Source organism: Halotalea alkalilenta DSM 17697 (genome assembly GCF_000621205.1).
Lineage (GTDB): Bacteria > Pseudomonadota > Gammaproteobacteria > Pseudomonadales > Halomonadaceae > Halotalea > Halotalea alkalilenta.
In genome coordinates, this window is sequence record NZ_KK211230.1 from 107,721 (window position 1) to 121,613 (window position 13,893).

General features: G+C 63.2%; 16 protein-coding genes. 8 read left to right on the plus strand and 8 right to left on the minus strand.

Annotation, left to right across the window (positions count from 1 at the left end; translation table 11 throughout):
- Positions 1-360: 360 nt before the first annotated feature.
- Both Q376_RS0115985 and rsgA read right to left on the minus strand, forming a co-directional pair.
- The gene (locus Q376_RS0115985; RefSeq protein WP_027351158.1) at positions 361-1,092 is read right to left on the minus strand and encodes an ABC transporter substrate-binding protein; all 732 of its coding nucleotides are present in this window, start codon (positions 1,090-1,092) and stop codon (positions 361-363) included.
- A gap of 144 nt (positions 1,093-1,236) precedes the next feature.
- Entirely contained in the window at positions 1,237-2,244 is a 1,008-nt protein-coding gene (rsgA, locus tag Q376_RS0115990) for a small ribosomal subunit biogenesis GTPase RsgA (RefSeq protein ID WP_027351159.1), read from the minus strand.
- A 141-nt stretch (positions 2,245-2,385) separates the two neighbouring features.
- Here rsgA and orn point away from each other — a divergent pair, with 141 nt between their 5' ends.
- A complete protein-coding gene (gene orn, locus Q376_RS0115995) occupies positions 2,386-2,952 on the plus strand; it encodes an oligoribonuclease (RefSeq protein WP_027351160.1) in 567 nt (188 codons plus the stop codon).
- A 10-nt stretch (positions 2,953-2,962) separates the two neighbouring features.
- Here the strand turns inward: orn and Q376_RS0116000 are convergent, their stop codons facing one another.
- Together Q376_RS0116000 and Q376_RS0116005 are read right to left on the minus strand one after the other, a co-directional pair.
- Complete coding sequence (locus Q376_RS0116000; protein ID WP_027351161.1) at positions 2,963-3,370, minus strand: hypothetical protein; 408 nt, start codon at positions 3,368-3,370, stop codon at positions 2,963-2,965.
- A complete protein-coding gene (locus Q376_RS0116005) occupies positions 3,367-4,194 on the minus strand; it encodes an inositol monophosphatase family protein (protein ID WP_027351162.1) in 828 nt (275 codons plus the stop codon). The genes Q376_RS0116000 and Q376_RS0116005 overlap by 4 nt, the downstream gene beginning before the upstream one ends.
- A gap of 287 nt (positions 4,195-4,481) precedes the next feature.
- Here Q376_RS0116005 and Q376_RS0116010 point away from each other — a divergent pair, with 287 nt between their 5' ends.
- From Q376_RS0116010 to Q376_RS0116040, 7 genes are all read left to right on the plus strand, one after another.
- Positions 4,482-5,165 (plus strand): RraA family protein, encoded by a 684-nt coding sequence (locus Q376_RS0116010; RefSeq protein WP_027351163.1) that lies wholly within the window; start codon positions 4,482-4,484, stop codon positions 5,163-5,165.
- Positions 5,165-6,370, plus strand: a complete 1,206-nt coding sequence (locus Q376_RS0116015) for an aminotransferase class I/II-fold pyridoxal phosphate-dependent enzyme (protein WP_027351164.1) — start codon at positions 5,165-5,167, stop codon at positions 6,368-6,370. Before Q376_RS0116010 ends, Q376_RS0116015 begins: the two co-directional genes overlap by 1 nt.
- Before the next feature lie 28 nt (positions 6,371-6,398).
- Positions 6,399-7,223 carry an ABC transporter substrate-binding protein gene (locus Q376_RS0116020; protein ID WP_027351165.1) on the plus strand — a complete coding sequence of 275 codons (825 nt, stop codon included), beginning with the start codon at positions 6,399-6,401 and terminating at the stop codon, positions 7,221-7,223.
- Between the two features lie 97 nt (positions 7,224-7,320).
- Positions 7,321-8,007: an amino acid ABC transporter permease gene (locus Q376_RS0116025; RefSeq protein ID WP_027351166.1), complete on the plus strand. Its 687-nt coding sequence runs from the start codon at positions 7,321-7,323 to the stop codon at positions 8,005-8,007.
- Entirely contained in the window at positions 8,000-8,689 is a 690-nt protein-coding gene (locus Q376_RS0116030) for an amino acid ABC transporter permease (RefSeq protein WP_027351167.1), read from the plus strand. Before Q376_RS0116025 ends, Q376_RS0116030 begins: the two co-directional genes overlap by 8 nt.
- A 28-nt stretch (positions 8,690-8,717) precedes the next feature.
- Positions 8,718-9,437 (plus strand): amino acid ABC transporter ATP-binding protein, encoded by a 720-nt coding sequence (locus Q376_RS0116035; protein ID WP_281173370.1) that lies wholly within the window; start codon positions 8,718-8,720, stop codon positions 9,435-9,437.
- Positions 9,438-9,528: 91 nt separating this feature from the next.
- Positions 9,529-10,452 carry a LysR family transcriptional regulator gene (locus tag Q376_RS0116040; protein ID WP_211266694.1) on the plus strand — a complete coding sequence of 308 codons (924 nt, stop codon included), beginning with the start codon at positions 9,529-9,531 and terminating at the stop codon, positions 10,450-10,452.
- Positions 10,453-10,572: 120 nt separating this feature from the next.
- Here Q376_RS0116040 and Q376_RS0116045 read toward each other — a convergent pair whose 3' ends face one another.
- The 4 genes from Q376_RS0116045 to Q376_RS0116060 all read right to left on the minus strand — a co-directional run bounded on the left by Q376_RS0116045 (position 10,573) and on the right by Q376_RS0116060 (position 13,890).
- The gene (locus Q376_RS0116045; RefSeq protein ID WP_027351170.1) at positions 10,573-10,920 is read right to left on the minus strand and encodes a RidA family protein; all 348 of its coding nucleotides are present in this window, start codon (positions 10,918-10,920) and stop codon (positions 10,573-10,575) included.
- A 144-nt stretch (positions 10,921-11,064) separates the two neighbouring features.
- A complete protein-coding gene (locus Q376_RS23055) occupies positions 11,065-12,498 on the minus strand; it encodes an NAD(P)/FAD-dependent oxidoreductase (protein WP_052365415.1) in 1,434 nt (477 codons plus the stop codon).
- Complete coding sequence (locus Q376_RS0116055) at positions 12,495-12,794, minus strand: (2Fe-2S)-binding protein (protein ID WP_027351171.1); 300 nt, start codon at positions 12,792-12,794, stop codon at positions 12,495-12,497. Before Q376_RS0116055 ends, Q376_RS23055 begins: the two co-directional genes overlap by 4 nt.
- The gene (locus tag Q376_RS0116060; protein WP_027351172.1) at positions 12,769-13,890 is read right to left on the minus strand and encodes an NAD(P)/FAD-dependent oxidoreductase; all 1,122 of its coding nucleotides are present in this window, start codon (positions 13,888-13,890) and stop codon (positions 12,769-12,771) included. The genes Q376_RS0116055 and Q376_RS0116060 overlap by 26 nt, the downstream gene beginning before the upstream one ends.
- Positions 13,891-13,893 lie beyond the last annotated feature (3 nt).

Sequence of the window (13,893 nt, forward strand, 5' to 3'; positions counted from 1 at the left end):
CTTTTTCTTAGCTGTGATTCATAGGCGCAACAGCGCGCGAGCGAGAGGTAGCGCTTCTCGCCTGCGGATATTTCGTCGGTGTTTCGCCCGATGGCAGGGCGCGCGCTGGCAAATCGAGAATCAATGGTTATCGTTTTTGTCTTTAATGAGAATTTAAAATTATGTCATAGCGACATTGGAGAGACAAATTCGAACGATCCGCAATCGGACCAAAGCCCGCCCGCCCACCTGACCGCGGGCGGGGATGGAGCCGTATGCAGTCCGCCGAGGCGCCTGTTTCCGCGATTCGGACGGCAACGAGCTTGGCGTGGTCTGTCGCCACGCCAAGGCTGGGCGAGGAGCTTTCGGTGATAGACGCGGCTAGGGCGCTACGGTGACTTCGCTTCTGCCGCTGTCGATCAGCGCCTGGCGGACGAAGCCGGTGCGTTTCATCTCCTCGACGAAGGCGTGCACGTATTCGGCGGCCTCGGTGTTCGCCTTGGGGACGCCGACGGCCTGACGGATCGCGGTGAAGCGGCCGTCGAGCACGCGTAGCCCTGGATGCTTCGCGGCGGCCTTTTCGAGCGGCTGGCGCACGCCGGCGGCTGCATCGCCAAGGCCTTTGACGAAGGCGTCGATCGCGGCCTGGGAGCTGGTCTCGCGCAGCAGTTCGGCGTGCTCGAGGGTGCGGGAGAGGTAGAGATCGTAGGCGGCGCCCCGACCGACCACGATGCGGTTGCCGGGGCGGTCGAGCTGCTCGACCGCGGTGAAGGGGCCATCGTCGCGGACGAGATAGGTTCCCTCGATCAGCGCGTAGGGCTCGCTGAAGGCGATCTTCTCCGCGCGTACCGGTTCGATGGCGAGAAAAGCGAGGGTCCACTGCTGCTGATCGGTCGCGCCGAATACCTGTCCGGCGGTGTCGAACACGCGTGTCACCAGGGCGACGCCCAGGCGCTCGGCGAGCGCGCGGGCGAGGGCGACCGATACGCCCTGGGGAGTACCGTCGTCGGCGTGGGGGAAGGCGAGTACCGGATTGCCGAAGTTGATCGCGGCGACCAGCCTGCCCTCGGGCGCGAGCTGGTCGAGTACGGCGGTCGGGGCGGATGAGGTCATGTCGAACTCCGGCTCGGGGATGAACCCCGATCCTAGGTCGCCGGGGGCATCGCCGACATCATCCGAAAGGCGAAAGAGGCACTTTAGGTTGTCAGGCCAGGGTTGGCGGTCTGGGGTGTCAGGTCCGGCTCGGCAGGCCTGCGCTCAGGTATCAAGCTCGGCGACGATGCGCCGGAAGCTGTCGAAGCGGCTGGCCTGGATCTCGTCGCGTTCGACCGCCCCGAGCAGCGCGCAGCCGGGTTCGGACAGATGGCGGCAGTTGCGGAAGCGGCAGCGGCCGAGAAAGGGGTGGAACTCGATGAAGCCTTCGGCGATCGCCTGTTCATCGAGATGGCCGAGGCCGAACTCGCGGATGCCGGGGGAGTCGATCAGCTCGCCACCGGCAGGAAAGTGATAGAGCCGCGCGGTGGTGGTGGTGTGGGTACCCTTGCGCGACTCCTCGGAGAGCGCTCCGACCTTGAGCGCTTCATTGGGCAACAGGGCCTGGATCAGCGACGACTTGCCGACCCCGGACTGGCCGACGAACACCGAGGTGTGGTCGGTCAGCGCCGTGCGCAGTGCCTCGAGGCCGTGGTGATCGTTCACCGAGGCTTCGACCACTTCGTAGCCGAGACGCTGGTAGCGGGTGAGCAACTCGCGCAGCGGCCCGCCCTCGCTGGGCAGCAAATCGACCTTGTTGAGCACCAGCGCGGGGGTGATCCCGGTGGTCTCGGCGGCGACCAGGTAGCGGTCGATCAGGTTGGGGTGCGGCTCGGGTTCGGCGGCGAACACGATCATGATCCGGTCGAGGTTGGCCGCCACCGGCTTGAGCTGCCCCTGGGCATTGGGCCGCTCGAGGGTCGAGTCGCGCGGCAGCCGGGCGACCACCACACCGCTTGCATCGCTCGCCTCGCGCCAGCTGACTCGGTCGCCGGTGACCAGGCTCTCGAGGTTGGCGCGCAGATGACAGCGATGGGAGACGCCGTCCTCGCCTTCGACCTCGAGGGTGCGCCCGAAGTGGGCGATCACCCGGCCCGGCTGCTCGGGGCCGTACTCGCCGGCCTCGAGCAGCTTGGCATCGTGCACGTCGCGGGCACCGGCGCGCTGGTTGCGCTCCGCCTGGATCTTGTCGATGCGCCAGCGCTGCTGTCGTGAGAGTTTGCGTCCGCTCATCGTTCCTCGAGGGCTTGATCAGTGCACCGGGAAAGCCGGCTTGACGTGCCATTCTACAGGTTTAGTCTTGATCGGTTGCCGCCCAGTCGGGCCTTTTACAATTCTTTTTCCAGTTCATCATTTCAGTGGAGCAAACCGTTCATGACCCAAACAGTGGGTAGTATCGACCCGGCCACCGACCGGCTCGTATGGATCGATCTCGAGATGACCGGGCTCGATCCGAGCTACGAGCGCATCATCGAGGTGGCGACCATCGTCACCGATGGCAACCTCAATGTGATCGAGGAGGGGCCGGTGATCGCGGTCCACCAGGATGATGCGGTGCTCGACGCGATGGACGAGTGGAACACCCGCACCCACGGCAAGTCCGGGCTGATCGCTCGGGTGCGCGAGAGCCGTATCGACACCTTGGAAGCCGAGCGGCTGACGCTCGAGTTCCTCTCCCGCCACGTCGCGCCGGGCGTTTCGCCGATGTGCGGAAACAGCGTCCACCAGGACCGCCGCTTCCTGGTCAGCGAGATGCCGGGGCTCGCCGGGTTCTTCCACTACCGCAACCTCGACGTCTCGACCCTCAAGGAGCTGGCCCGGCGCTGGAAGCCGTCGATCCTCGCCGGGTTGACCAAGCGCGGCAGCCACCAGGCACTCGACGATATCCGTGAGTCGATCGAGGAGATGGCCTACTACCGCGAGCACCTGCTCGCGCTGTGAAGCGGCGCTCTCAGCGCGGGTAGTCGTCGAACAGCGCCGGTTGATCGGGGGGGTAGGGATAAGGAGGTGGGCGATAGGGCGAGACCACGGCCGGGCCGTCGCCGCGATAGCTGCCGACCCCGAGCGACAGCCTGCTGCTGCCGCGATCGACGTCCACTCGTGTGCTGCCGAACTGCCCGCTGCCACCGCGCGATCCCGAACTGACCCCGGCGGCTACGCTGCCGTGCACCTGCACACTCGAGCTTGGCGCGGAGCTTACCATCGGTGCATCGTCCGACACCGCTGGCGAGGCGCCGGCGGAGCGCGCCTCGTCGGCGAAGTTCGGTCCGGGCACGCTGAGGTCGAGCGGGGCGGCGAGCACGCCGAGCGGCGTCAGCGAGAGCCAGGCCACCAGCATGGCGCGAAGGGCCGGATTCATGGCTCGAGCAGCGCTTCTCGCAGCGCGTTCCAGCTCGCCTCGTCCGGGGCGCAGATCAGCCCGCCGCCGGTCGCGCGAGGCAGGTAGGGCGTGCCGTCGAAGTGGGCGGAGTAGCCACCGGCCTCGCGGTGCAAAAGCCAGCCCGCGGCATGGTCCCAGGGCATCAGCTTGTTGTAGAACAGCGCGTGGCTATGGCCTTCGGCGACCAGCCGGTAGTCGTGGGCCGCGCAGCGCAGCATGCTGACCGCGCCGAGGCGCGAGAGGCGGGAATTGACCCGGCTGCGCAGCGGCTCCTCCAGGTACCCGCTGGAGACGTGCGCCTCCATCTCGCCGAGCGCCACTGGCGATGCCACTCGCAGCGGGTGGCGCTGGCCGTCGCTCCCCTCCCGCCAGGCACCGCCGTCGCGCAGCGCGTAGTAGCGCCGCTCGGTGATCGGATCGAGGATCACCCCGGCGACCACCTCGCCACGCGCGACCACCGCTGCCATCACCCCGAAAAGCGGTGTGCCGGAGGCATAGTTGCGAGTGCCATCGATCGGGTCGAGCACGATGGCGAGCTCGGCGCTCACGAGCGCCTCGAGCCCTGTCGTGCCTTGCGCCACCGCCTCCTCGCCGATCACCTTCGCGCTGGGGAAGGCCTGCGCCAGCGCGCTGGTGATCCAGCGCTCGGCGGCCTCGTCCGCCTCGGTGACCAGGTCGAAAGGCCCGCTCTTCTGATGGACCTGCGCCGCCGACAGGCGGCCGAACCGAGGCATGATCTCCAAACGCGCGGCCTGGAGGAGAATTTCGCCCAGCTGCCCAAGCTTTTGATCATTGAACGACATCATGGCCTCCATCGCGAGTGTCAGCGCCAGCATAGCACTCTCGCTGACATGCTCTTGAGCGATGGATCGAGCCGATTCGTTTTCGATTGCCTACCACATTGAGATGAGCCGGCTAATGCACAAAGTTGATGCATGAAGCGGAAAAAAAAGCCCGCTTCGGGCTCTTCTTGCGCTGACTTGGTGCTAGGAATTTTTTTCCTGGTAATCGTCGAATTTATATCGTTTTGAGCGAATCGGAGCTGCATCTCTAATAGCGATTATTCCACTTCGACAAAAGACCACCTCCTATGGGAAAAATCGGTTTCCGCATTCAACAGCATCCTGGCCGATCCATCGATGCCGAGACGCTGGTGCAGTACAGCACCGTGGGCAGTGCGCAGATCAGTGACTGCATGGGGCGCCTCTACGGTGCGGTCGGTCTCAAGCCGTTCCACCGCCCCGGCAGTGCGCGTCTGGTGGGAACCGCCGTCACCGTCAAAGTTCGTCCTGGAGACAACTTGATGATTCACAAAGCGATCGCTCTGGCAGGGGCGGGCGACGTCATCGTGGTGGACGGTGGAGGGGAGCAGACCAACGCATTGGTCGGGGAGCTGATGTACATGCAGGCGCTCGGTCGCGGCATTGCCGGTTTCGTGATCGATGGCGCCATCCGCGACGCCGACACCTTCTTCCAGAACGACTTTCCTTGCTTTGGCCGCGGCATCTCGCATCGTGGGCCCTACAAGGAGGGGCCGGGAGAAATCAATGTACCTGTGTGCATAGGCGGACAGGTCGTCAATGCCGGCGACGTGGTCGTAGGCGATGCCGATGGCGTCGTATTCATCGCTGCCGCCGATGCGCATCATGTGCTGGCGCAAGCCCTGGAGAAAGAGTCTGCCGAGGACGAGACCAAGAAGAAGATCCTCGGCGGTGGCAGCAACGACAAATCCTGGATCGATGCGGTCATCGCGCGCAAAGGAGAGGCTCTCTAATGGATGTCATCGCCGAGCGGATCAAACGCATCAAACCCTCGCCCAGCGGCGCCGCTCGCACGATCATCGCGAAACTGCGCGAGGAGGGCCGCGTCGTCATCGATCTGACCGTGGGCGAGCCCGACTTCCCGACGCCTCGCCACATTCTTGAGGCAGCCGCCGCCGCTGCGGATCGTGGCGAGACTCGTTATACCCACGTGCAGGGGACGCCTGCCTTGCGGGAGGCCATCCGCCGACAGTTCGTCAATGACTTCGGCCTGGACTATCCGGTGGCCGATATCATCGTCTCCACCGGTGCCAAGCAGGTGATCTTCAATGGCTTGGCCGCCACTGTGAACGATGGCGATGAGGTCATCATCCCAGCGCCCTATTGGGTGTCGTATCCGGACATGGTGTTGCTCAACGGGGGCAAACCGGTACCGGTGTCAGCCTATCCGGAAACGCACTACAAGTTGACGCCTGAAGCGCTCGAACGGGCCATTACATCGCGCACGAAATGGCTCTTGCTCAATTCGCCGTGCAACCCGACCGGTGCCTTGTATAGCCGGGCCGAACTGCTTGCATTGATGAATGTCCTCAGACGTCATCCCCATGTATGGCTGATGACCGACGATATATATGCCCATCTTAATTTCTCCTCTGAGCGCACCGTTCATCCATTGGAGATCGCGCCGGATCTGAAGACGCGCACGTTGATCGTCAATGGCGTATCCAAGGCGTATGCCATGACCGGCTGGCGCATTGGCTATGGGGCGGGACCTGCTGCGCTCATCAAGGCGATGGCGACACTTCAGTCCCAATCCACCTCGGGCACCTCCTCGGTCAGCCAGGCGGCAGCGCTCGAAGCCTTGTCTGGCCCGCAGGATTGCGTCGCGGAGTTTCGCGACCTCTTCAAAGCGCGGCGCGATGCCGCCGTGGCCGGCTTGTCGAGGGTGCCTGGGCTGGAAGTCGTCCGGCCGGATGGGGCGTTCTATGTGTATCCCACGTGCACACAGCTGTTGGGCAGGAAAACACCGGAAGGAAAACGTATCGATACCGACGCCGATCTGGTCGCGTACTTCATGCGCGAGGCTGGTGTGGCGCTGATCGATGGTACGGCCTATGGCGTGCCCGGTACCTTTCGAGTGTCGTACGCAAATTCGTTGGACAATATCGAACGGGCTTGCGTCAACATGCAGCTGGCGGCAAAACGGCTGCTTGCTTAATCATCCATATTCAAAGGTGAAAACAATAATGTCATATACCTTCCTATTCCGCTCTTTGATGGCGCTGTCGCTGCTCGGATCGATTCCGGCCGTCCATGCCGACCAGCTCGATGACGTGAAGTCTTCTGGTGTGCTGAACTGCGGCACGCTGGGTACGTCTCAGCCATTCAGTTTCCAGGATAACGATACTCGCCAGCTCGTTGGCTTCGATGTCGACATATGCAAGTTGGTGGCCGATAAGCTGGGTGTCGATGTTCGATTCAAGATGATGTCGGTGGCTGCCCGCGTGCCGGAATTGAACGAAAAGCGTGTGGATATCATCGCCGCCAACTTGGGCTATACCCCAGCGCGAGCCGAGCAGATCGCGTTCAGTCATCAATATTTTGCAAGTCGGCAGATGCTGATGGTCCGACAGGAATCGAACATCGAGTCGATCGAGCAGCTCGATGGGCGGCGCATTGGTGCGGTAAAAGGCTCCAGTTCCGAGCGCGACATCAAAAATCGCCTGCCCAATTCCACCGTCACCGGCTATGCCGACGGTTCGGCCACCTATCTTGCCTTGCAGCAGAAGAAGATCGATGCCCAGTACGGCTCGGAGGCTGGTCTGATGAGGTTCGTTCAACAGGCACCTGCCAATAGTCCGCTGGCGCTGATCGAGACCGCGGTCTTCGTCGAGCCTTGGGGCCTGGGCATTCGCAAGAATGAACCTGAATTCCTGGCGGCGGTAAATCAGATTCTGGTCGAGGCCGATGCGTCCGGAGAGATTACTGAGATCTTCGATAAGTGGTTTGGGGCTGACACCCCCTACGCGATGCAACGTGCCTACGAGGTCGAACCGATTACCAGTCTGTAAGCTCCAGCGTTTCGTCTGCGAGAGCGAGCGAGTCAAGGCCTCGCAGACCCGCTGAAAGGCAGAGGGCATTTCAGTCGACCAAGGAAATCGAAGGCATATGTACTTACTGGAAGCGCAATACCTATACCAGATGCTGGGCGGTATGGTGACTACCATCCAGCTTTTCATCGTGTCATGGGTGCTGGCCTTTTCGGTCGCATTGACATTGGTGGTCATCCGCGCAACCGAGTGGTCGGTTGCGCGCTGGCTAGTCGACGCTTATGTGGAATATCACCGCAACGTGCCTCTTCTGGTGCATGTCTTGTTCTGGTACTTCGGAATGCCAGAGTTGCTACCTGAGAGTGTCCGCGGTTGGCTCTATCAGCATAATGCGGAGATGTCGTTAGCGGCGATCGCGCTGGGTCTGGGGGCTGCCGCTTACATCGCCGAAGATATTCGCAGTGGGCTGCGTGCCATTCCCGATACGCAGTTCGAGGCGGCTCGGGCGATGGGTGCGAACTACTTGCAGGGTATGCGCTATGTGATCATTCCACAGGCGCTACGCCATGCGGTTCCTGCGTTGATCGGACGTGCGCTTCTGCTGTTCAAGAACACCAGTGTGACGATGGCCATCGGCGTAGCCGAGCTCACTTACCAAGCGCGTGAAATCGAGAACGACACTTACCGTACCTTTGCCACTTACGGTGCTGCAACGGCGATGTATCTGGCCGGCGCCTTCCTGATCATGTTCATTGGTGCGCGCATCCACGCGTATTACGCGATAAGCGGAGGGCGCAATGCTTGAGATCGTCCGTGAATACTGGCCAATGCTCTTGGTTGGGCAATACCCGAACGGCCCGCTGGGCGGCCTGGCGCTGACATTGATCGTCGCTGTCCTGGGACTGGCCTTCTCCCTCCCACTGTCACTTCTGATTGCGCTGGCGCGAGTCAGCCCGGTGAAATGGTTGTCGTTCGTGACCGCCCAGTTCGTGAGGGTCATACGCGGCATCCCGCTTCTGATGCTGATCTTCTGGGCCTATTTCGTGGTGCCCAAGCTGATCGGCAGTTCGGTCAGTGGGTTCACGACGCTAGTGTGCGCATTAGTGGTCTATCAGGCCGCCTATCTCGCTGAGGTCATCCGCGCGGGTATTGAAGCCATTCCATCCGGGCAGATCGAAGCGTCACGCTCGATGGGGTCGAGCTACATGTTGACGATGCGAAAGGTCATTCTTCCTCAGGCGTTGCTCAATGTGCTGCCGAGTATGACCAACCAGTTCGTTTCGACCATCAAGGAAACTTCGCTGGGGTATGTCATCAGTGTCAATGAGCTCACTTTTTCCGCCAATCAGGTGAATAATTTGGTGCTCACGCAACCTCTGCAGGTCTTCGGTGTGTTGGCGGTGGTGTATTTCATTGTGTGCTTTAGCCTCAGTCGTAGCTTGAGGTGGCTGGATATGCGCATACGCCGCTCTCGTGCCATGGCCTGAATGGAAAAGAGAAACGATAATGATAAAGATGGAAAAAGTGAGTAAATGGTTCGGTCAACACCAGGTGCTGAATGATATCGACCTGTCCTTGAACAAGGGAGAGGTGGTAGTGATATGTGGACCGTCAGGCTCGGGTAAGTCGACGCTGATACGTACGATAAATCGTTTGGAAAGTATCCAGGGTGGAAGGATAGAAGTCGACGGTGAGGATGTTTATGCCGGTCATATGAATGTGAATTCGTTACGCCAGAAGATAGGCTTCGTCTTTCAGCAGTTCAATTTGTTTCCACACATGACCGTGTTGGACAATGTAATGTTTGGGTTGGTGAACATACAAAAACGTTCGAAAAAAGAGTCTATGGAAAGAGCCAGGTCATTGTTGGATAGGGTGGGGTTGCTTGAAAAAATAAATGCATACCCTGGCGCGCTTTCTGGTGGTCAACAACAGCGTGTGGCGATTGCGCGTGCACTGGCACAGCAGCCACCGGTGATGCTCTTCGATGAGCCCACCAGTGCGCTGGACCCTGAAATGGTGGGCGAAGTACTGCAGGTAATGAAAGAACTGGCCAAGGAGGGGATGACAATGGTGTGCGTGACTCATGAGATGGGATTTGCCCGTGAGGTGGCCGATCGGGTGGTGTTCATGGATGCCGGGCAGATTCAGGAAATCGCCGATCCTGAAACTTTCTTCACCTCGCCGCAGCACCCGCGCGCGCAGCGCTTCCTGAGCGACGTGCACATACGGTGACTCTACTGGGCCGGAGGCTGGCTCACTGGCGAGCCCGACAGTGGATGCGGTATCGTCATGCTTTGGGCGAAATCCCGCGCCGACCCGGAAGATGATGTATACGCTCAAGCAAATCGAGGCTTTCTACTGGAGCTGCCTGCTGGGCAGTTTCAGTGCATCTTCCAAGAAGCTGCATGCTACCCAATCCGCGGTCGCCAAGCGTGTGGCCGAGTTGGAGTCCTTCGTCGGCAGGCCGCTTCTCGAACGCTCGACGCCCTTTACCTTGACGCCTGCCGGTCAGCAACTGTTCTCCTTCGCCCAGGAAATGCTGGAGCTGAACAGTCGAATCATCGACCGCATGGCCGACCCGAGCGGTCTCGAGGGAATAGTGCAGCTTGGGGCGACCGAGCTGATTGGTCTGACCTGGCTGGCGACGTTGATCCATGAGGTGCGCAGCCGCTATCCCAAGCTGCAGCTGCTGCCTGAACTGGATGGTGGCATCACGCTCTACGAGAGGCTGCGGCGCAACGAGATCGATGTTGCCATTCTCCCTGGCCCGTTCTGGAGCTATGAGTTCGACTCGATCTACCTCGGGGCCGTGCAGAAGGCCTGGATGGTGAGTCCTTCACTGGGAATCGATGCTGGCGCGACGTTGTCGCCTAATGATCTCACCCACTATCCAATCATCTCTCAACCCGCCTCATCCGCTGCGGCACACATGTATGACGCCTGGTATGCCAAGGCTGGCTTGGCTTTCGAGCGGGTAATCACTTGCAACAATCTGGGCATGATCGCCAAGTTGACCATGATGGGGCTGGGGATCAGCCATCTACAGCAGACGTACTTCCAACCACTGGTGGAGGCCGGACTGTTGCAGCAGCTCGACGTGCAACCACCCCTGCCAGAAGTCTGCTACTACGCGGTGTTCCGAAAGCGTTCGATCAACCCGGTCACCACCAAGTTGATCGAACTGATGCAGGAGGTCTGCGACTTCGACGTTGCTGGCTCATTTCTGCCGCAGGTAGTCACGCGCTAGCGTCCAGCATCCTCAATGGCTCGTCACAGCTCACTGATGAGCTGATCGAACCCTTCCAAGTGCAGAGCCGGAATCGCCTGGCCCCCAGACATGGGGGCCGGCGACGGTTCCCGTGCAGGGTTAGCTGGCCTCTGCCGTGGCCACGAGCTCGAGCAGCGTGCCTTCGCCGAGATCGCTCACGCCCAGGGTGGCGCGGGCAGGCAGGTGCTCCGCTCCGAACCACTGGGTCCAGACTTCGTTCATCGCCTTCTTCTGGCCGAGGTCGGTGACGTAGAGCGTGGCCGCTACCACCTTGCTCTTGTCGCTGCCGAGCTCGGCCAGGTAGCGCTCGAGCTTGGCGAGCACCTGCTGGGTCTGGCCGGCCATGTCGGCGCTGGAGTCGTCAGCGGTGATACCGCCGAAGAAGATCAGCCCGTTGGTACGTACTGCGCGATGCATGATGGGGGTGGGGATGTGACGTTCGATCATCGTACTTCCTTGGTGTGGTGGGTGGGGTGGTGTCAGGCGGCGGCCCGGACGTCGATGTCGGCGCCGGGTGCCGCGATTGCCTGGTGAAGCGGGTAGTCGCAAAGGCGACGGTCGGTAGTCGTGACCAGCGTTCGCCGAGCCGCTTCAATCGACTTCGGTCTTCGCTGCACGGGGCTCGGGGATCTCGAGCTCCGCCAGCTGGCCGAGGGTGATCGGCTTGATCGGCGAGCGCAGCCGGTAGTAGCCCACCTCGGCGGTCGGTCGGCCCTGGGTTTCGCCGATCAGCTCGGCGACGGTGAGCCCGCACATCCGCCCCTGGCAGGGTCCCATCCCGCAGCGCAGGAACGCCTTGAGCTGGTTGGGGCCGCTGCAGCCCGCGCGGACCGCGGCGCGTATCTGGCCTGCGTCGATCTCTTCGCAGCGGCACACCAGGGTCTCGTCGCTGGGCCGGCGCCAGGCCTCATTGGGACGGTAGAGGGCGTCGAGGAATGGTCGTATACGCAATTCGCGAGCGAGCGCGCGGCGCAGCGGACGGGCGATCTCGTCACGCCGGGCTGCGGTGATCGCGCCGAGCCGGGCCGCGACCTGGAGCGCGCTTAGCCGGCCCTGCAGTTTCGACGCCTCGGCGCCGACGATGCCGCCGCCGTCGCCGGCGAAGAAGATGTCCTGCGCGTCGCTTTCGCCCCACGGGTCGAGCTCCGGCACCCAGCAGAGCTGGTCCTCGCGCCAGCGGTGGCGGCAGCTCAGCGCGCGGCTGAGCTGGACGTTGGGTACCACCCCCTGATGCAGCAGCAGGGTCTTGGCGTTGATCTCCTGCCACTGGCCCTGGCGCTTGAAACCGACCCGCTCGAGCTGGCCGTCGCCCTCGGCGCGCAGCGCCTCGACCCCGCGCACGATGTTCACCCCGTGGCGGCGCAGCTCGCGGATCAGCTTGATCCCCTTGAGCAGGTAGTCCGGTGCGCCGAGCGCCGTAGCCAAGTAGGGCGCGGCGCGGCGCAAGGCGTCTTTCGGCGAGGTGTCGAGCAGCGCGGCCACCGGCACGCCGGCGCGCAGGTACTGGGCCGCCACCAGCAGCAGCAGCGGTCCGCTGCCCGCCAGTACCAGCGGTTGATCCAGCGCCACCCCTGAGCTCTTCAGCAGCACCTGGGCGGCGCCCGCGCCCATTACGCCCGGCAGGGTCCAGCCGGGAACCGGGAACGGCCGCTCCTGGGCGCCGCTGGCGACGATCACTTGGCTTGCCTGGGTCAAGGCGGCCCGGCCGCGGGAGAGGGTGCCGAGCTCCCGCTCGCGGTTGAGTTGCCAAAGCGTATGCTCGGGACGGTAGTCGATCAGTCCCGCCTCGATGCCTTGGCGCAGCGATTCGATCAGCTCGCCGCCGCGCCAGTAGTCCGCGCCGAGCAGGCTGCGCTCGCGCAGCGGCGTGGATTCGAGCGCGCGATAGATCTGGCCGCCGGGAGCGCCCTGCTCATCGAACAGCCGGCAAGGCACTCCGTGGCTTGCCGCTTCGACCGCGGCCGAGAGCCCGGCCGGCCCGGCACCGATGATCGCGAGCCCGAGCTTCTGACCTTCGGCGCTCATGGGGTGATCTCCGCCGCGCCGAGCTGACGCTCGATGCGCATGCCGTCGCGGACCTGCACCTGGCAGCCCTGCTGGTTGGGCACGCCATCCACTACCAGCAGGCAGTCGAAGCATACCCCCATCATGCAGTAGGGCCCCCGCGGCGCCGCGCTGACCGGGGTGGTCCTGAAGCTCTTGATCCCCGCCGCGAGCAGCGCGCTGGCGACGCTGTCGCCCTGGCGTGCACTGATCTCGCGCTGCTCGAAGTGCAGGGTGAGAGTGGGTCGCGAATCAGGCGACGACAGTCGTGTGGGCATCGAATCTCTCCGCGGACATTGAGGCGATCTGGTCGGGAACGGGGCCGCCTGCGATCCAGTCGGCCAACGGGCCTGCGTGCATCGCGGCCAGCGTCACGCCGCTGTGGCAGCAGGCGATGAAGGCCCCGGGATGGGAGCGCGAAGCCTGGTAGATCGGCAGCCCGTCGGGCGGCATCACCCGAAGCGCGCCCCAGGCGCGCACCATGCGTACGCTCGCCAGGCGCGGAAACAGGCGCAGGTTGCGCCGCACGATGGCCTTCAGCACTTCGACCCGGGTGCCGTCGTCGAAGCCTGCGTCCTCGTGGGAGTCACCGAGCTGCAGGGTGCCGTCCCCGGTCTGGCGCAGGTTGTGGGTCGGTATGTCGAGCAGCGGCGCCACCCGCTCGGTGATGATCACCTCGCCCCGATTGGGCTTGAGCGGCGCATGCAGCCCAAGCTGTGGCGCGAGCTGGACGTTGCCGAGGCCGGCGGCGAGGACGACGCGCGCGGCGTGGTGGGTTTCACCGTCGGCGCGCTCGATCCGGTAGCCGTCGCCGTCGCGGCTCACCCGCACCACCTTGGCGCCGGACAGGTAGCGCCCTCCTTGGCGGCCCAGGCCGAGATGCAGCGCCCTGAGCAGATAGAGCGGATTGGCGTGGCCGTCGTGGTCGCTCCAGGAGGCGCCAGCGACCTCCGGGCCGATCGCCGGGACCCGTTCGGCCAGCGCCTGGTGATCGAGCATCTTGAACTCGAAGCGGCCGCCGCTCTGCGTTCGCAGCCGCTCGAGCAGCGCGCGGCGCTGCTCGAACTCCTGCTGGTCGGCGCAGATGTACACGCCACCCGGCTGGCGCAGCTCGACGTCGATGTCGGTCAGCGCGTGGAGCTCCGCGGCGAGGGACGACCAGCGCTCGGAGGAGCGCAGGCTCCATTCGATGTAGTTGGGGTGGTTCAGGCCCTTGCCCTGCACCCAGACCAGCCCGAAATTGCCGCGCGAGGCGCGATAGGCGATGTCGCCTTCATCGAACACGGCGACGCCGAGGCCCTGCCTTGTGAGACCGAAAGCGATCGCGGCGCCTACCAGGCCGCCACCGATCACGGCGATATCGTGAGTTGCCATTCT